We start from the raw sequence: 20,216 nt of genomic DNA on the forward strand, positions 1-20,216 counted from the left end.
CGACTATGGAGTTAAAGATCAGTCAAGAAAAGAGTTGGATAGAGTGAGCATAGCAGCGATGTAGATTTCCCGAAGACTCTCGTACTTCAGTACAGTAGACAACGTGGGTAGACTTATCTTCTGTGTTCGGATGGGAACAGGAGTGGCCCTACCGCTATGGCCGCCATACTCATTCAAATTAACGGATTGTGATCACGTATATTGTATTACATATCAGATTTCGCCTGGACAAAGCGAGACAGATGAGGCACGGATATTAGTAAATGCGGACTGAACACCTCGTTGCCTTGGTGCTTACATCCCATTCCTATCGATCCGGTCTTTTACCGGAACCCTTAAAGTGGTCTCTTTTTAGGTTAGATTTCGAGCTTAGATGCATTCAGCTCTTATTCCTTAGCGCGTAGCTGCTCGGCAGTGCCTTGTCAGACAACCGATCGACCAGTGGCGCCGTTGCTCTGTTCCTCTCGTACTAAAAGCAACTTACCCTCAGACCACATACACCTCTAGTAGATAGTAACCGACCTGTCTCACGACGGTCTAAACCCAGCTCACGATCTCCTTTAATAGGCGAACAACCTCACCCTTGGCTGCTGCTGCACAGCCAGGATGGAAAGAACCGACATCGAGGTAGCAAGCTGCCGGGTCGATATGTGCTCTTGCCGGCAACGACTCAATTATCCCCGGGGTAACTTTTCTGTCATCTTTAGCCCGCACCAAGCGGGACATAAAGGTTCGCTAGAACCGACTTTCGTCTCGTGATCCACTACTGTGCTGAATCACGTCAGGCTAACTTATGCTCTTGCACTCTTCAGTAGGTTTCCGACCCACTTGAGTTAACCATTGCGCGCCCTTGATATCTTTTCAAGGGCGTCCCGCCCCAGGCAAACTGCCCACCTATCGGGGTCCTCCTCACGGAGTGAGGGTCGTAACTTTGGAAGGGTAGTGTCCCAATTGCGACTCCACCGATGCTGGCGCACCGGCTTCGACGTCTCCTACCTACACTGTACATCCAAAATCACAACCCAGCGACAGGCTGCAGTAAAGCTCCACGGGGTCTTCACTTCCCCCTAGAGGTCTCTAGACTCTGCACTAGAATGTAAGCTTCACCGGACTCTGGCTAGGGACAGTAGAACTCTCATTGATCCATTCATGCAAGTCGCCAATTAAGCGACAAGGTACTACGCTACCTTAAGAGGGTCATAGTTACCCCCGCTGTTTACAGGCCCTTCTTTCCGTTGAACCGAAGTTTCAGGTACCTGCACTGAGCAGGATTCAGAGATCGTACTAGCCCTTACGGGTTTGCGATCTCCTATGTTGATATTAGACAGTTAGAGTTCCCTGGTCACTGCGACCTGCCGTCTTCACGGCAGGCACTCCTTCTCCCGAAGTTACGGAGCCAATTTGCCGAATTCCCTTAGCCAAATTATTCCGACACGCCTTAGCCTTTTCAGCTAGGGGCACCTGTGTCAGATCTCGGTACGGATATTCAACTCCCTTTTCACGGGTTCCGGGGTGCAGCCGACTTTCGTCATAACATATTCGTCCGCTTCTCGCCATTACGGCTCTCCACAGATTTAGATGCTTAAACGGCGCGACAGCGCCGCTCAGCCTGCCCCAAAACGTCAGTTTTATTGTTGAATAGTACAGGAATATTAACCTGTTTCCCTTTTGATGTACTCGAATTACGGTACAACTTAGGACCGACTAACCCTCGGCTGACGATCATTGCCGAGGAAACCTAGCCCCTTCGGCGGTTAGGATTCTCACCTAACTATGCTGCTACTATTACCAGGATTTTCGTTTCCGCTCGGTCCACAGGACTTCACAGCCCTGCTTCTACCCAAACGCAACGCCTTCCTACAAGATTACCTTTCGGTACTCCGTGGTATCGGTGGTCGACTTGAGCCCCGTCCATTTTCGGGGCCCCAAACCTCGACTGGTGGGCTGTTACGCACTCTTTAAAGGATAGCTGCTTCTAAGCTAACCTTCCAGCTGTCTAGGGCTTGGGACGCCCTTTAGTATTAACACTTAGTCGACACTTAGGGACCTTAACCACGGGCTGGGTTGTCTCCCTTACGGACTACAGGCTTACCCCAGTAGTCCGGACTCCAACCTTCTACGACGACGGTGGGTTCGGAGTTTGACAGACGGGTGAGGAATTTCTTCCCCAGGACCATCAATCAGTGCTCTACTCCACCGACTATCTCCAGTTAGGTCATGCTACGACATGTTTCGGAAGGAACCAGCTGATGCCGGGTTAGATTAGCCTTTCACTCCGAGACGCAGGTCACACGAATGATTTGCAGATCAATACCGCTTGCGGTCCTCCACGTAGCTTTCGCCACGCTTCAACCTGCCCACGCCTAGATCACCCGGCTTCGGGTCGTAACTTAGTGACTCCACGCACTTGTATACGCCGCGTCTCACCCGTAAAGGTTGCACGCATGTTGCTTTCGCTTCGGCTTCCCAGATAAAAGGTTAGCCATCGCCACTTAGTTACACTCCCTGGCCCGTTCTTCAAAACGTATGATATGACATCGGCATTGGAACTCGTACTACAACCTCGCGGTTGATTCCTTCGAACCAAAGATCCTTTCATGCCATATCGCTCCATCACCATCAGGTTTCAGGCACTTTTAACCTCCCTTTTGGGGGTACTTTTCAGTTTTCGGTCACCCTACTATTTCGCTATCGGTCTCAAGACGTATTTAGTTTTGGAAGTTGGTGCCTCCCAAATTCTCGCGTGATTTCCAACACACGATACTCAGGAACATTTCCAATTCCTCTTTTCATTGCTTACGTGACTATCACACTCTATGGTCTAACGTTCCAGAAAAGTTCAGCTAAGAAAAGGTCGGAATCTTAGAAAGTTCCTACAACACCACATCTCCCTCACATTACTGGAGGGATTCAGTTTGAACTGTGCCGTGTTCATTCGCCATTACTAACGGCATCTCTTCGATTTCTCTTCCTGCCCCTACTAAGATGTTTCAATTCGGGGCGTTCCCGATCATTACTGATCAGCACAAATGTGCTAAGAGGTCTCATTAGGAAATCCCAGGTTCATAGGTTCCATGCACCTACCCTGGGCTTATCGCAGCTTGGCACGTCCTTCATCAGCGCTTGAGCCGAGCCATCCACCTGACGGCATAATTACCAGAGTCCATCTCACTTTGTCCAGTGAGCGTCTGATATGTAATACTTATACATGATCTCATAGTACCTGATATGGGGTATCAGGCACATCCATCCTTCCCGGGCAACGTTACTTGCCTGGTGCACTTGATGATTGTAATCATTGAAAGTGGTTTGTTGAATTTGGCAGTTTATCGATTTCTGACTGATAGCGGCGATCCGCTTTGTGCGGATCTTGCTTAGGAGGTGATCCAGCCGCAGATTCCCCTACGGCTACCTTGTTACGACTTAACCCCCCTTGCGAAATTTAGGTTCGAACACGGCACTAAGTCCGTGCCCTCACCCATACCTCACTCGGGTGGTTTGACGGGCGGTGTGTGCAAGGAGCAGGGACGTATTCACCGCGCTATGTTGAAACGCGATTACTACGGATTCCAGCTTCACGAGGACGAGTTACAGTCCTCGATTCGAACTACGGTTGGGTTTAAGAGATTACCATCACCTTTCGGTGTAGGGACCCATTGTCCCAACCATTGTAGCCCGCGTGTAGCCCGGGAGATTCGGGGCATACTGACCTACCGTAGCCCGCACCTTCCTCTGGTTTAGCACCAGCGGTCCCCACAGAGTACCCATCATCCCGAAGGACATGCTGGCAACAGTGGGCACGGGTCTCGCTCGTTGCCTGACTTAACAGGATGCTTCACAGTACGAACTGACGACGGCCATGCACCTCCTCTCAGCGATTCAGGTAAAGTCTTTAGCTTGACCTACATTTTGCTGTCGCCCCCGGTGAGTTTTCCGGCGTTGAGTCCAATTAAACCGCAGGCTCCACCCGTTGTAGTGCTCCCCCGCCAATTCCTTTAAGTTTCAGCCTTGCGGCCGTACTTCCCAGGTGGTTCGCTTCACGGCTTCCCTACGGCACCAGAAGCGGTCGCACCGCCCCTGACACCTAGCGAACATCGTTTACGGCTGGGACTACCCGGGTATCTAATCCGGTTCGTGCCCCCAGCTTTCGTCCCTCACCGTCGGACCCGTTCTGGTAAGACGCCTTCGCCACTGGTGGTCCCACAGGGATTACAAGATTTCACTCCTACCCCTGTAGTACCTCTTACCTCTCCCGGTCCCAAGTCTGACAGTATTCCCCGGAAGCCTAACAGTTGAGCTGTCAGATTTCCCGAAGAACTGATCAAACCGGCTACGGACCCTTTAGACCCAATAAAAGTGATTACCACTCGGGCCGCCGGTGTTACCGCGGCGGCTGGCACCGGTCTTGCCCGGCCCTTGCTAACACATGCCGTTTACACATGTGGACAGCCAACATAAATGCTGGCACTCGGTGTCCCCTTATCGCGGTTTCCCGCATTGTAAAGTTTTCGCGCCTGCTGCGCCCCGTAGGGCCTGGATTCATGTCTCAGAATCCATCTCTGGGCTCTTGCTCTCACAACCCATATCCGTCGTAGGCTAGTAGGTACGTTACACCCACTACTACCTGATAGACCGCAGATCCATCCTTAGGCAACCGAGGTCTTTTGGCCAAAAAGCATTCCAGCATATTTGACCTATTCGGAATTATCTCCAGTTTCCCGGAGTTATGCCGAACCTAAGGGCAGGTTATCCACGTGTTACTGAGCAGTCCGCCATGTTCACGAAGAACATATGACTCGCATGGCTTAGTCGAACACCGATAGCAGTAACCTCTGGCAGGATCAACCAGAGTTTGTTGTTAAAGCACACTAATTGGAAGTTAAACTTAAAAATTGTCGGAAAAGAACACTCTAAAGTGAATTAGAGAGTTACTTATTCATGCACAATTTCGATTAGTTCTCGATAGATAGATTTACACTATCAGTCAGAATTAATCGAACTGCCAAATTCAACGTCAGACCTGAAAAGCTCAGGTCTCCACTAATGATCTTGAATTGAAGGTGATTGAAATTCCACCCATTGAGTGGATTTCCTTAAACAACGCCATCGTATATATACTTTCCTAATCAGGAGGTGACGCCATATTTTTTGAGAATGTGACACTCGTCACGAAAGGGTATTATTAGTTCATCAAACGATCAAGAAAAGCAGATTAATAAGAGTGAGCATAGCAGCGATGCAGATTTCCCGAAGACTCTCGTACTTCAGTACAGTAAGCAACGTGGGCAGGCTTATCTTCTGTGTTCGGATGGGAACAGGAGTTGCCCTGCCGCTATGGCCGCCATACTCTTACTATTATCAATGAATGAAGCCAAGGTCCAAATCCAGATCAGCGCTTCTGGAGCGCGCGACCTTTGGGCCTTGCTCAAGAGGTCAGGATTTTAAGTAGGACCTTATTATTATTAATGAAGCCAAGGTCCGGATTCGAACCGGAATGGTATCGCTCTGCAGGCGATTGCGTAGCCGCTCCGCCACCTTGGCAATTAGGAATGTAGTCTCTAGTAGGTGAAACTTGCATATAAACTTTTACCTTGCGTCAATATTGGCAGTATGAAATGCGATTCGATAGAGATGATAAACAATTAGAAATGAGATTAATAATCGTTGAAAATGCTGAAAATTAGAGTCACGACTATTGAGTTAAAGATCAGTCAAGAAAAGAGTTGGATAGAGTGAGCATAGCAGCGATGTAGATTTCCCGAAGACTCTCGTACTTCAGTACAGTAGACAACGTGGGTAGACTTATCTTCTGTGTTCGGATGGGAACAGGAGTGGCCCTACCGCTATGGCCGCCATACTCATTCAAATTAACGGATTGTGATCACGTATATTGTATTACATATCAGATTTCGCCTGGACAAAGCGAGACAGATGAGGCACGGATATTAGTAAATGCGGACTGAACACCTCGTTGCCTTGGTGCTTACATCCCATTCCTATCGATCCGGTCTTTTACCGGAATCCTTAAAGTGGTCTCTTTTTAGGTTAGATTTCGAGCTTAGATGCATTCAGCTCTTATTCCTTAGCGCGTAGCTGCTCGGCAGTGCCTTGTCAGACAACCGATCGACCAGTGGCGCCGTTGCTCTGTTCCTCTCGTACTAAAAGCAACTTACCCTCAGACCACATACACCTCTAGTAGATAGTAACCGACCTGTCTCACGACGGTCTAAACCCAGCTCACGATCTCCTTTAATAGGCGAACAACCTCACCCTTGGCTGCTGCTGCACAGCCAGGATGGAAAGAACCGACATCGAGGTAGCAAGCTGCCGGGTCGATATGTGCTCTTGCCGGCAACGACTCAATTATCCCCGGGGTAACTTTTCTGTCATCTTTAGCCCGCACCAAGCGGGACATAAAGGTTCGCTAGAACCGACTTTCGTCTCGTGATCCACTACTGTGCTGAATCACGTCAGGCTAACTTATGCTCTTGCACTCTTCAGTAGGTTTCCGACCCACTTGAGTTAACCATTGCGCGCCCTTGATATCTTTTCAAGGGCGTCCCGCCCCAGGCAAACTGCCCACCTATCGGGGTCCTCCTCACGGAGTGAGGGTCGTAACTTTGGAAGGGTAGTGTCCCAATTGCGACTCCACCGATGCTGGCGCACCGGCTTCGACGTCTCCTACCTACACTGTACATCCAAAATCACAACCCAGCGACAGGCTGCAGTAAAGCTCCACGGGGTCTTCACTTCCCCCTAGAGGTCTCTAGACTCTGCACTAGAATGTAAGCTTCACCGGACTCTGGCTAGGGACAGTAGAACTCTCATTGATCCATTCATGCAAGTCGCCAATTAAGCGACAAGGTACTACGCTACCTTAAGAGGGTCATAGTTACCCCCGCTGTTTACAGGCCCTTCTTTCCGTTGAACCGAAGTTTCAGGTACCTGCACTGAGCAGGATTCAGAGATCGTACTAGCCCTTACGGGTTTGCGATCTCCTATGTTGATATTAGACAGTTAGAGTTCCCTGGTCACTGCGACCTGCCGTCTTCACGGCAGGCACTCCTTCTCCCGAAGTTACGGAGCCAATTTGCCGAATTCCCTTAGCCAAATTATTCCGACACGCCTTAGCCTTTTCAGCTAGGGGCACCTGTGTCAGATCTCGGTACGGATATTCAACTCCCTTTTCACGGGTTCCGGGGTGCAGCCGACTTTCGTCATAACATATTCGTCCGCTTCTCGCCATTACGGCTCTCCACGGATTTAGATGCTTAAACGGCGCGACAGCGCCGCTCAGCCTGCCCCAAAACGTCAGTTTTATTGTTGAATAGTACAGGAATATTAACCTGTTTCCCTTTTGATGTACTCGAATTACGGTACAACTTAGGACCGACTAACCCTCGGCTGACGATCATTGCCGAGGAAACCTAGCCCCTTCGGCGGTTAGGATTCTCACCTAACTATGCTGCTACTATTACCAGGATTTTCGTTTCCGCTCGGTCCACAGGACTTCACAGCCCTGCTTCTACCCAAACGCAACGCCTTCCTACAAGATTACCTTTCGGTACTCCGTGGTATCGGTGGTCGACTTGAGCCCCGTCCATTTTCGGGGCCCCAAACCTCGACTGGTGGGCTGTTACGCACTCTTTAAAGGATAGCTGCTTCTAAGCTAACCTTCCAGCTGTCTAGGGCTTGGGACGCCCTTTAGTATTAACACTTAGTCGACACTTAGGGACCTTAACCACGGGCTGGGTTGTCTCCCTTACGGACTACAGGCTTACCCCAGTAGTCCGGACTCCAACCTTCTACGACGACGGTGGGTTCGGAGTTTGACAGACGGGTGAGGAATTTCTTCCCCAGGACCATCAATCAGTGCTCTACTCCACCGACTATCTCCAGTTAGGTCATGCTACGACATGTTTCGGAAGGAACCAGCTGATGCCGGGTTAGATTAGCCTTTCACTCCGAGACGCAGGTCACACGAATGATTTGCAGATCAATACCGCTTGCGGTCCTCCACGTAGCTTTCGCCACGCTTCAACCTGCCCACGCCTAGATCACCCGGCTTCGGGTCGTAACTTAGTGACTCCACGCACTTGTATACGCCGCGTCTCACCCGAAGGTTGCACGCATGTTGCTTTCGCTTCGGCTTCCCAGATAAAAGGTTAGCCATCGCCACTTAGTTACACTCCCTGGCCCGTTCTTCAAAACGTATGATATGACATCGGCATTGGAACTCGTACTACAACCTCGCGGTTGATTCCTTCGAACCAAAGATCCTTTCATGCCATATCGCTCCATCACCATCAGGTTTCAGGCACTTTTAACCTCCCTTTTGGGGGTACTTTTCAGTTTTCGGTCACCCTACTATTTCGCTATCGGTCTCAAGACGTATTTAGTTTTGGAAGTTGGTGCCTCCCAAATTCTCGCGTGATTTCCAACACACGATACTCAGGAACATTTCCAATTCCTCTTTTCATTGCTTACGTGACTATCACACTCTATGGTCTAACGTTCCAGAAAAGTTCAGCTAAGAAAAGGTCGGAATCTTAGAAAGTTCCTACAACACCACATCTCCCTCACATTACTGGAGGGATTCAGTTTGAACTGTGCCGTGTTCATTCGCCATTACTAACGGCATCTCTTCGATTTCTCTTCCTGCCCCTACTAAGATGTTTCAATTCGGGGCGTTCCCGATCATTACTGATCAGCACAAATGTGCTAAGAGGTCTCATTAGGAAATCCCAGGTTCATAGGTTCCATGCACCTACCCTGGGCTTATCGCAGCTTGGCACGTCCTTCATCAGCGCTTGAGCCGAGCCATCCACCTGACGGCATAATTACCAGAGTCCATCTCACTTTGTCCAGTGAGCGTCTGATATGTAATACTTATACATGATCTCATAGTACCTGATATGGGGTATCAGGCACATCCATCCTTCCCGGGCAACGTTACTTGCCTGGTGCACTTGATGATTGTAATCATTGAAAGTGGTTTGTTGAATTTGGCAGTTTATCGATTTCTGACTGATAGCGGCGATCCGCTTTGTGCGGATCTTGCTTAGGAGGTGATCCAGCCGCAGATTCCCCTACGGCTACCTTGTTACGACTTAACCCCCCTTGCGAAATTTAGGTTCGAACACGGCACTAAGTCCGTGCCCTCACCCATACCTCACTCGGGTGGTTTGACGGGCGGTGTGTGCAAGGAGCAGGGACGTATTCACCGCGCTATGTTGAAACGCGATTACTACGGATTCCAGCTTCACGAGGACGAGTTACAGTCCTCGATTCGAACTACGGTTGGGTTTAAGAGATTACCATCACCTTTCGGTGTAGGGACCCATTGTCCCAACCATTGTAGCCCGCGTGTAGCCCGGGAGATTCGGGGCATACTGACCTACCGTAGCCCGCACCTTCCTCTGGTTTAGCACCAGCGGTCCCCACAGAGTACCCATCATCCCGAAGGACATGCTGGCAACAGTGGGCACGGGTCTCGCTCGTTGCCTGACTTAACAGGATGCTTCACAGTACGAACTGACGACGGCCATGCACCTCCTCTCAGCGATTCAGGTAAAGTCTTTAGCTTGACCTACATTTTGCTGTCGCCCCCGGTGAGTTTTCCGGCGTTGAGTCCAATTAAACCGCAGGCTCCACCCGTTGTAGTGCTCCCCCGCCAATTCCTTTAAGTTTCAGCCTTGCGGCCGTACTTCCCAGGTGGTTCGCTTCACGGCTTCCCTACGGCACCAGAAGCGGTCGCACCGCCCCTGACACCTAGCGAACATCGTTTACGGCTGGGACTACCCGGGTATCTAATCCGGTTCGTGCCCCCAGCTTTCGTCCCTCACCGTCGGACCCGTTCTGGTAAGACGCCTTCGCCACTGGTGGTCCCACAGGGATTACAAGATTTCACTCCTACCCCTGTAGTACCTCTTACCTCTCCCGGTCCCAAGTCTGACAGTATTCCCCGGAAGCCTAACAGTTGAGCTGTCAGATTTCCCGAAGAACTGATCAAACCGGCTACGGACCCTTTAGACCCAATAAAAGTGATTACCACTCGGGCCGCCGGTGTTACCGCGGCGGCTGGCACCGGTCTTGCCCGGCCCTTGCTAACACATGCCGTTTACACATGTGGACAGCCAACATAAATGCTGGCACTCGGTGTCCCCTTATCGCGGTTTCCCGCATTGTAAAGTTTTCGCGCCTGCTGCGCCCCGTAGGGCCTGGATTCATGTCTCAGAATCCATCTCTGGGCTCTTGCTCTCACAACCCATATCCGTCGTAGGCTAGTAGGTACGTTACACCCACTACTACCTGATAGACCGCAGATCCATCCTTAGGCAACCGAGGTCTTTTGGCCAAAAAGCATTCCAGCATATTTGACCTATTCGGAATTATCTCCAGTTTCCCGGAGTTATGCCGAACCTAAGGGCAGGTTATCCACGTGTTACTGAGCAGTCCGCCATGTTCACGAAGAACATATGACTCGCATGGCTTAGTCGAACACCGATAGCAGTAACCTCTGGCAGGATCAACCAGAGTTTGTTGTTAAAGCACACTAATTGGAAGTTAAACTTAAAAATTGTCGGAAAAGAACACTCTAAAGTGAATTAGAGAGTTACTTATTCATGCACAATTTCGATTAGTTCTCGATAGATAGATTTACACTATCAGTCAGAATTAATCGAACTGCCAAATTCAACGTCAGACCTGAAAAGCTCAGGTCTCCACCAATGATCTTGAATTGAAGGTGATTGAAATTCCACACATTGTGCGGAGTTCCTTAAACTCCTCCATGCTATATATACGTTCCGAATCGGAACGCATGAACACATTTTTTGAGAATGTGAATCCAGTCATGAAGAGCATAAACGTTTTTGAACCCTCATCCTGATCGTACCGAAAATGGCACAGATCAGCTCAATGAGAGCACCCCTAACACTACGCTCTCGTATTTATATGTAGTGTGACAATGCTTGACATGGGTTTATATAAATCCATTTTTGGTACATGACATGGAATAGATATTTGCAGGAACATATGCCCTTGATATCTCAAACAAATTTACCATAATAGGAATAACTTCTTTCTTAATTGGTGCCTTCTACTTCGGAAGATATGAAACTCTCCGGCGTAAGCTCACAAAGATCAGCAATTGAAAATATATGAACACTCTACTAATACTAGTATATTGAAAAATATACATACCATTCAAAGTAATAAAATACTTCAAGTCGTTTTCTTTTTATACTATTAATAATGTCATATTACTGATCATTATGGATACAAATACACAACTGAGGGATCGATTTTTACGTCGATGAACCCATCCGAAACCGAAAGATAAGCATTTTTGACACTACCCTTCGTGACGGCGAACAAACCCCCGGCGTATCCCTAACTCCTGAGCAAAAGATCGAGATAGCTCATCAGCTTTCCAAACTTGGAGTGGATACCATAGAAGCAGGATTCCCCATAGCCTCTGACGGAGACATGGAATCTGTTCGCAACATCGCAAACGCAGGCCTCACATCAGAAGTATGTGGCCTTGCACGCGTACTAACAAGAGACCTTGATGCATGTATAGATGCAGGCGTGGGAATGATACATACTTTTGTCTCCACATCCGACATCCAGAGGATACATACCATCAAAAAGAGTCGCGAAGAGGTCATTGAGATGTCAGTAAATGCCGTACAGTACATAAAGGACCACGGCATGCGCTGCATGTTCTCTGCAATGGATGCAACCCGCACAGACCTTGACTACTTGATAGAAGTATACAAGGCAGTCGAAGACGCAGGATGTGACATCATCAACGTCCCCGACACAGTGGGAGTGATTGCACCCTCCGGCATGTATCGCCTTATCAGCGAGCTGGACAAGGACATAAACATCCCCATAGACACCCACTGTCACAATGATTTCGGACTTGCCGTTGCAAACAGTCTCATGGCAATAGAAGCCGGTGCAAGCCAGGCACAGGTCACCGTCAACGGACTGGGAGAACGTGCCGGAAATGCAGATCTTGCGGAAACAGTAATGAGCCTGCACTCTATATACGGTGCAAAAACGAACATCAATACCGAGTATATCGTAGAGACCGCACGAATGGTCGAACGTTACACAGGCGTTCAAATACCTCCTCACATGCCTGTTGTAGGAGAGAACGCATTTGCCCATGAGTCCGGCATACACACCCACGGTGTCCTCGAAAATTCCGATACATTCGAACCAGGCATCATGACACCTGAAATGGTCGGACACACTCGCAGGATAGTACTCGGAAAACACGCAGGAAAGCACGCTGTCCTAAGGTCCCTTCAATCTGCGAACATAGAGCCAACAGAGGCTCAGCTCGATGCGATCATCCAGAAGGTCAAAATGCTTGCAGACAAAGGCAAACGCATAACCGACGCAGACCTTTACACGATAGCACTCGATATCCTCGGCAGACCTGAAGGAATGCCAGCTATAGACCTGAAAGAGGTCAGTGTCATGACCGGTAACATAACCACATCCACCGCAGTTGTCAAAGCACTCTTCAACGGAAAAGAATGCGTAACATCCAACGTAGGGGTGGGACCAGTCGACGCTGCACTAAAAGCAGTTGAGACCCTTATCGGACAGCACACAAAAGTGACCATCCACGACTTTAAGATCGAAGCCGTAACCGGTGGATCCGATGCCCTTGCAGAAGTGATAATCGGAGTACAGGACGACAAGGGCAGGATAGTGACCGCACGCGCAGCAAACGCTGACATTGTCCTCGCATCCGTCGAAGCTCTCGTAACAGCTATTAACATGCTCCTCAAAACATGAGGAGCATGCTAAAGGTCATAGACTCACACTGTCACCTTGACTTCCCGAAGTTCAACCGTGACCGTGACGAAACAATAGAAAGAGCACGCAACGCGGGTGTTGTTAAAATGGTCAACTCGGGAATTGACCTGAAAACGAACCAGGCAACACTCGCACTTGCAAGCGAATATGATTTTATCTATCCTACAATTGGCCTAAGCCCTCTGGTAGTATCCCACTACGGCAACGAAGTAGCCGATTCGATCCTCCTCCAACTGGAACTGCATGCAGAACAGGCAGTAGGCATAGGAGAAGCAGGACTTGACTATCATTACCATAAGGAAGAGAAGGAAAGGGAAAACCAGAAACAGTACTTCCGTAAGGTAATAGAGATAGCAGAAAGATACGAAAAGACACTCGTGATTCACGGAAGGGAAGCCGAAGAAGACTGTTTTGAAATGGTAAAGGACCTCGACAAGGTCGTCTTCCACTGCTATGGAGGCTCAATAGAAACAGCCACCAGGATAACCGATGCAGGATACTACATATCCATACCAACAATAGTCTGTTTTTCAGAACACCACCGTAAAATAGCAGAAACCGTCCCCCTTGACAAAATGCTCATTGAGACCGACAGCCCTTACCTGTCCCCTCGCAAAGGTCGGAACGAACCCGCATTCGTACTGGACAACCTCTCAGTAATAGCAGAAGCAAAAGGTACAGATATTGAGACCATTGCAAACGCCACTTTCAGGAACACAAAAAAGATATTTGGCATCTAAAACACACCCGGAGTCAAACAATGAAGATCATCAGCATAAACACATCCCCATACGCATCCAACTCATACCTCATAAACGAAAAGATACTCATCGATCCCGGAATGGATACCGAGAGGCTCATACAAAAAATAAAAGAGCACACCCAACCTGAAAACATCGAACTGATAATACTGACCCACTCGCACTTCGACCATTGCGCCGCAGCTAAATCAGTAGCAGAAATATGCAATGCACCCATCGCCATCCACAAAGATGACGCTCAAGCCCTGAAAAGCAAAGAAGAGAGTGTATCCGTACTATTCTCCGCACCAGCTCCGGACATCGACCCGGACATCCTCTACGAGAACGGTGACATAATAGAGATAAGCGAAACCGAAGCCCTGGAGGTCATTCACACCCCCGGTCACACCCCAGGAGGGATCTCACTCTACGAGCCACAGTCGAAAAGCCTTTTCTCAGGTGACACTGTATTCCCCAATGGAGGAATTGGCCGCACCGATTTTACCGGCGGCTCATTGGACCAGCTTTCAGCATCCATAGAAAAACTAACAGAACTGGATGTGATCACCCTCTACCCAGGACACGGCCCAGTTACCAGTGATGACGTGAACAAGCAGATACGTTTATCACTACAGATGTCAAGAGCATACCGATAAAGGACAAACACATGTCACAGAAAAAACGTAACCCGAAAAAGATAGATACATCCCGCTTTCTCCCAATGGATATTAAAGACATCAAGAGCCGCGGATGGGATCAGCTTGACATAATCATTGTAACAGGTGATGCCTATGTGGACCACCCAGGTTTTGGTGCGACCATCATAGGACGCGTCCTGGAAGATGCAGGATTCAAAGTAGGGATCATCGCCCAACCGAACTGGGAGGACACAAAGGATTTCACCAAACTGGGAAAACCCCGGCTTTTCTTCGCAGTCACTTCAGGGAACACTGACTCAATGGTCAGCAACTACACCCCTGCACTCAAACCACGTCCAAAGGACATGTACTCCCCTGGTGGAAAACCAGGACTTCGCCCCAGCCGTGCAGTCGTTGTCTACTCCAACAGATTAAAACAGACATATCCTGACGTACCCATAGTCATCGGTGGAATAGAAGCATCCCTCAGGCGTTTTGCTGAATTCGACCACTGGTCCGGCAAAGTAAGGCAATCCATACTAGCCGATGCGCCCGCAGACCTTCTTGTATATGGAATGGGAGAGCTGCAAACCCCCGAGATCGCCCGAAGGCTCGATTCAGGAGAAGATATCAAGAACATAAATGATATTCCCGGGACAACATGGAAACTTGAGGTAAAGAAATGGAAGGAAGCGAAAGAGAACGACCAGATACCTTTCCCTTATGTGGAAATGCCTTCCTACAATGAAGTATCAAAGGACAAGCCGACCTATGCAAAAGCATTCAAGCTGATGTATGACCAACAGGACCCAGTAAGAGGGGGCACCCTTGTCCAGCCTCATCCAAAAACGACCATCGTCCAGAACCCCCCAATGAGACAGCTTTCCCAGGAAGAGCTCGACCATGTCTATGACCTACCTTACACCCGACGGGAACATCCCTCATACAAAGAGCCAGTACCTGCCCTTGAAACTGTACGATTTTCAATAACAACTCACAGAGGCTGTTTTGGAAGCTGTTCTTTCTGCGCTATAGCACAACATCAGGGAAGAATGATAACGAGCCGTAGCATTGACTCCATATTGCATGAAGCTGAGCTCCTGACAAGAATGAAAGAGTTCAAAGGCAATATAATAGGTGTTGGCGGACCAAGTGCTAACATGTATGCCATGAAATGCAAGAACTGGGAGAAAAAGGGTGTCTGCAAGGACAAACTTTGCCTTTACCCTGAACCCTGCCCCTCCATGGACACATCCCACAAAGAGAATATCGAGATGTTGCGCCAGCTTCGGGAAATGCCGGAAGTAAAGCGCGTTTTTGTAAGTTATGGAGTCCGATATGACCTCGCCTTACAGGACCCTGAATATATCACAGAGCTCTGTCAATACCACGTCAGCGGTCAGTTGAAGATAGCACCTGAACACTTTTCAAAGTCGGTCACAGACTGCATGAAAAAGCCAGGAAGGGAAGTATTCGAGAAATTTGCCAAGATATTTAAGGAAACCAACAAGAGACTGAACAAAGACCAGTATCTTGTAACGTTCCTTATGTCAGGCCACCCTGCATGTACAATGGATGATATGATAGAACTTGCAGAGTACATCAAAGCAACTGACAGATATACCGAACAGGTACAGGATTTCATACCAACCCCGATGACAGTAGCAACCTGTATGTTCCACACAGGACTTGATCCCTTCACAGGAAAAACGGTCTATGTGGCCACTTCCCGTAGGGAAAAGAACATACAGAGAGCAATAATGCATTACCGTGATCCGAAAAACCATGGCCTTATCTTCGAAGGATTGAAAAATGCAGACCGAGAGGACCTTATCGGGAATACCTGGAATTGCCTTATACCACGAAAAGGTAAGAACATGTTTTCGCCCAAAAGATGAAAATTTTTATAATATGAAGATTATCGATAGGCTGAATTCCATAACTTCATAGAAGGAACATGACCCGAAAAATATCGAAAATACTGATCATCGATAATGAAAATGATGATGTCGAAATGCTGGAAGCCATACTCAGCTCCGACTATGAATTTATAAAGGCATATTCCGGTCGCAAGGGTCATGAGATCGCAATTAACGAAAGTCCTGATATAATCATACTTGACACCATGATGCCAGACATTACGGGCCATGAGCTTTGCAGGACATTGAAGAACGATGAACGCACAAAGCTCATACCCATCATCGTGCTGACCTCACTGGAAGAAAAGGAAGAAAAGATAAAAAGCCTTGAAGAAGGTGCAGACGATTTTCTCAACAAACCTTTCAGTAATCTGGAAATATTAAGCCGTGTGCAATCCCTGTTAAAAATAAAACAACTGCAGGAAAAAATAATCCAGGAAAGGAACCAGGCGTATAAATATCTCGATGCAGCAGGCACTATCATTGTTATAATCAACACGGACACAGAGATAGTGTTCGCAAATCAGAAGACCTGTGATATCTTTGGCTGGGAAAAAAAGGATATTCGCGGTAAAAGCTGGATAGATTTTATTCCGGAAAACGAACGTGAGAGCCGAAAACAGGATCTGCTTGATACATTGAGCGGTAAAGCCGAACCGCCTGAATATTACGAACGTTTAGTAGTGACTAAAAATGCGGATGGCACGTTTTCCGAACGCATAATCCTCTGGCATGATGTATTATTGAAAGATGATGAAGGCAACATCACAGGGATAATTCGTTCAGGGGAAGACACGACTGAAAGGAAAAATATTGAAGAAGAACTTTCAAAGGCTAACGAAAAGCTCCAGATCTCCCACAAGTTGAAAGATGAATTCCTGGCAAACATCAACCATGAACTAAGAACACCACTGATATCAATAAAAGGCTTCAGTGACCTGCTCTATAATGAAAGACTGGGGGACCTGAACGAGCATCAAAAAAAGACAATGGAATCGGTGGTCCGAAATTCAGAACGCCTGCAACATCTTATAGAATCCCTGTTCTATGTAAGTGAAATGCAGAACGAGACTATAAAATACACATTCAGTCTTATTAATATCAAAAGAGTACTTGAAATGATCAAAAAGGACATGTTCCCCCAGATCGATCAGAAGGGGATCGAGGTCACCACCGACATTTCCGATTCGCTCTCCCCGGTAAACGGGAACGCAAAGTACATAGAAAGTGTATTGATGCATCTGCTTGGTAATGCTATCAAATATACCCCCTCAGGAAGGAAGATATCCATCCTTGCCTCAGAAGAGAACGGGGACATACACATCGTCATAAAAGATACAGGAAAAGGCATTCCAAAAGAGATGCTTACTCATATATTCAGTGAGGCCCCTGAAGAAAAGACAGAATGCGATATCTGTTACTGTAGTCAGGATTATGGACTGATCATCTGTAAAAAGATAATCGAAGCGCATAGAGGCACCATATGGGTAAACAGTGAAGTGGACCAGGGCACTGAGATCCATGTCAAATTGCCTGCATTCGTTGATAAAGGCCCCATCTGCAAATAAATGAACTTAGACGGCCTTCGTCCCTTCCTTTTTTGCCATATATAATAGGTCAAGCAGATCAATTACCGGCACATCGCTTACCTGCTCCAGATTCGTCCTGCACAACGGACAGCATGTCACAATATAATACACACCCTCGGGAACATCCATTATCCTCTTTTTAGCAATTGAGGCCGAAAGTTCAGGATAGCCTTTTCTAACTCCCCCACCCCCTCCGCAACATCTGGCATTTTCCCTGTTGGTCCTCATCTCTTTAAGGTCACAGACAGCCATTATCAGTTTTCGGGGAGCATCAAAGATCCGGTTTGCCCTGCCAAGATGACAAGGATCGTGATAAGTTACCGTAAGATCCAGCCTTCCAAGACCCAATTCATCAATATGTTCCGCCAAAAATTCAGTGATGTGAACAACATTGAACCTGTCGGGATAATCATTCTTGAACGTATTATAGCACCCTGCACAACTGGCTATGAGGGTATGCGCACCGGTCTTTTCGATCTGCTCAAGATTATGTCGTATAAGCTCATCCGCATCGAATCCGGTCCTGAGTAGCGGAGAACCACAACAGACCTCATCGGAAAGTACGGTCACCCCTATATCTTTGATAAGATCATATGTCCTGAGAGCACCTTCCCTGAATCTATATGAACCAAGGCACCCTACGAAATATACATAGTCTGCCACCTTTGGAACATCCCTTTGCTCCAGTATAGAACTCGTACCAGACCTCTTTTCACCAAGGGGATTTCCTGTAAGAAGGGTATTATTATACAATTCCAATTGTGAGTCTTTGACCTTGCCCATCCTGACAAGGTCGCGACGTAACTCTTCAAAGACATCAGGTGGCCTTGCTCCTGCAGGACACATCTGCTCACACAGTCCACATGTGGTACAGGTATTGATGCTATCGATCATACTTTCATCCACATCCATCCCTTTTGAGATGCCCTTTGCAAGAAGCATACGCCCTCTCGTACTGAAGGATTCCCAACCAAGTTCTTCAAAGACCGGGCATATGCTACGGCATGTCCCGCAACGGACACATTTGAGTATCGACCTTTGCTTATCTTCCTGCATATCAAAGCCCCATTTTACCCGGATTCAGTATCCCCTTCGGATCAAGGGCTTTCTTTATCTGCCGCATTACCTCAAGAGAGGTTGGGTGTTCCAGTTCCATATACATCGCGCGTGCCTTCCCCACCCCATGCTCGGCACTCACAGTCCCGCCCACAGAGATCGCACGCCTGTATATCCTGTCCGCCACAGCATGTGCACTTTCCATTTCTTCCTCACTGAGCATATCAATTGCCATTCCGGTATGGAGATTCCCATCGCCGATGTGCCCATAGGTCATGATATGAATATCGAACTCTGCTGAAAGCGAACGCACATATTCGAGCATATCCGGCAGTTCTTTTATTGGAACCCCAATGTCCTCCCCGATATAGATACGGGTACGTTTAGGATCGATCTTTGATATGGCAGCCCCCACCAGCCTGCGTGCCTTCCATAGATCCTCACTTTCAGCTCCACTCTCTGCGACCTTTATCTCAGACGCCAGCTCCTGGCAGGCTTCCCCCACAAGATCAGCTTCTTCCCTGACCGCATTCTCCATCCCGTCCACTTCTATCATGAGGATAGCACCCACATCGGGAAGTTCCACGGAAGGATCGAAACTCCTGACCGCCTTTATGGCAGTACTGTCAAGGATCTCACATGCAGAGGGTATGATCCCAGATGAGAGCACCTTTACCACAGCCTTGCCGGCAAGAGTGGTATTGTCAAAGGATGCAAGTATGACACTGCGGGCATGGGGCAGAGGATGTACCTTGAGCACAGCCTTGGTGATGATACCAAGAGTGCCTTCAGAACCTACCATCAGATCGGTCAGATCATACCCTGAAGCTGTTTTCAAAGTCTTCGACCCAGTGTGGACTGTTCTGCCATCGGCCATTACTACCTCAAGATCGAGAACATAGTTCCTTGTGGTACCGTATTTCACACACCGCATCCCGCTTCCATTGTTCGCCATGAGCCCACCTATGGTACACATGGCAGTGCTCCCGGGGTCAGGCGGGAAGAAGAAACCATACGGCTTCAGTGCCTTGTTAAGTTCTTCGTGAACTACACCGGGTTCCACCGTTATCTGAAGATTGTCAATATCAATGTCAAGAATGTTGTCCATTGAGGACATATCCAGCACAATGCCCCCTTTAACCGGGACCGCACCGCCGCAAAGACCTGAACCCGCACCCCTTGCAACGACAGGAGTGTTCGACCTGTTCGCTGCTCTGACCACAGCAGCCACCTGTTCAGTGGTCGTAGGCCTTACAACAAAGTCCGGCAGTCCTTCTACTCCGGAGGCATCAAAGGAATAACAGTAAAGCTCTGACCTTCGGGTAGAGACATTCTCTTTCCCGAGGATCTCCTCAAGTTCTTTAGCGAGCATCATCTTAACCTGAAACCCTTTTCAAAAATAAACGTTTGGGTACTTATGTTGAGTAGAAAAGA

7 protein-coding genes, 1 tRNA gene and 7 rRNA genes are annotated in these 20,216 nt (G+C 48.3%); 5 read left to right on the forward strand and 10 right to left on the reverse strand.

Annotation, left to right across the window (positions count from 1 at the left end):
- Positions 1–47: 47 nt before the first annotated feature.
- From rrf (AC20MK_RS00005) to AC20MK_RS00040, 8 genes are all read right to left on the reverse strand, one after another.
- Positions 48–168 (reverse strand): 5S ribosomal RNA (gene rrf, locus AC20MK_RS00005).
- Positions 169–237: 69 nt separating this feature from the next.
- Positions 238–3,165: ribosomal RNA gene (locus tag AC20MK_RS00010) — 23S ribosomal RNA — on the reverse strand.
- 211 nt (positions 3,166–3,376) lie between these two features.
- Positions 3,377–4,852, reverse strand: a 16S ribosomal RNA gene (locus AC20MK_RS00015).
- A 373-nt stretch (positions 4,853–5,225) separates the two neighbouring features.
- Positions 5,226–5,346 (reverse strand): 5S ribosomal RNA (gene rrf, locus AC20MK_RS00020).
- A gap of 123 nt (positions 5,347–5,469) precedes the next feature.
- Positions 5,470–5,541 (reverse strand) — tRNA-Cys (locus tag AC20MK_RS00025).
- 195 nt (positions 5,542–5,736) lie between these two features.
- Positions 5,737–5,857: ribosomal RNA gene (gene rrf / locus AC20MK_RS00030) — 5S ribosomal RNA — on the reverse strand.
- Between the two features lie 69 nt (positions 5,858–5,926).
- Positions 5,927–8,852, reverse strand: a 23S ribosomal RNA gene (locus tag AC20MK_RS00035).
- Between the two features lie 211 nt (positions 8,853–9,063).
- A 16S ribosomal RNA gene (locus AC20MK_RS00040) occupies positions 9,064–10,539 on the reverse strand.
- The 16S, 23S and 5S rRNA genes sit together here with 1 tRNA gene alongside, the layout of an rRNA operon.
- A 786-nt stretch (positions 10,540–11,325) precedes the next feature.
- On the opposite strand from AC20MK_RS00040, the gene AC20MK_RS00045 reads away from it, so the two are divergent.
- Genes AC20MK_RS00045 through AC20MK_RS00065 form a run of 5 tightly spaced genes read left to right on the forward strand, consistent with a single transcriptional unit; the run spans position 11,326 to position 17,705 of the window.
- Complete coding sequence (locus AC20MK_RS00045; protein ID WP_487357026.1) at positions 11,326–12,819, forward strand: 2-isopropylmalate synthase; 1,494 nt, start codon at positions 11,326–11,328, stop codon at positions 12,817–12,819.
- 5 nt (positions 12,820–12,824) lie between these two features.
- Positions 12,825–13,580, forward strand: coding sequence for a TatD family hydrolase (locus tag AC20MK_RS00050; protein WP_487355990.1), 756 nt, complete (start codon positions 12,825–12,827; stop codon positions 13,578–13,580).
- A gap of 20 nt (positions 13,581–13,600) precedes the next feature.
- Complete coding sequence (locus AC20MK_RS00055; RefSeq protein WP_487355991.1) at positions 13,601–14,236, forward strand: MBL fold metallo-hydrolase; 636 nt, start codon at positions 13,601–13,603, stop codon at positions 14,234–14,236.
- Between the two features lie 11 nt (positions 14,237–14,247).
- Complete coding sequence (locus tag AC20MK_RS00060; RefSeq protein WP_487355992.1) at positions 14,248–16,116, forward strand: YgiQ family radical SAM protein; 1,869 nt, start codon at positions 14,248–14,250, stop codon at positions 16,114–16,116.
- Between the two features lie 59 nt (positions 16,117–16,175).
- On the forward strand, positions 16,176–17,705 hold the full coding sequence (locus AC20MK_RS00065) for a hybrid sensor histidine kinase/response regulator (protein WP_487355993.1): 1,530 nt from the start codon (positions 16,176–16,178) through the stop codon (positions 17,703–17,705).
- 6 nt (positions 17,706–17,711) lie between these two features.
- Here AC20MK_RS00065 and AC20MK_RS00070 read toward each other — a convergent pair whose 3' ends face one another.
- Positions 17,712–18,782 carry a (Fe-S)-binding protein gene (locus AC20MK_RS00070; RefSeq protein ID WP_487355994.1) on the reverse strand — a complete coding sequence of 357 codons (1,071 nt, stop codon included), beginning with the start codon at positions 18,780–18,782 and terminating at the stop codon, positions 17,712–17,714.
- A 1-nt stretch (position 18,783) separates the two neighbouring features.
- Positions 18,784–20,157, reverse strand: a complete 1,374-nt coding sequence (locus AC20MK_RS00075; protein ID WP_487355995.1) for an FAD-binding oxidoreductase — start codon at positions 20,155–20,157, stop codon at positions 18,784–18,786.
- Positions 20,158–20,216 lie beyond the last annotated feature (59 nt).

This window comes from Methanococcoides sp. DA23 (assembly GCF_057593895.1).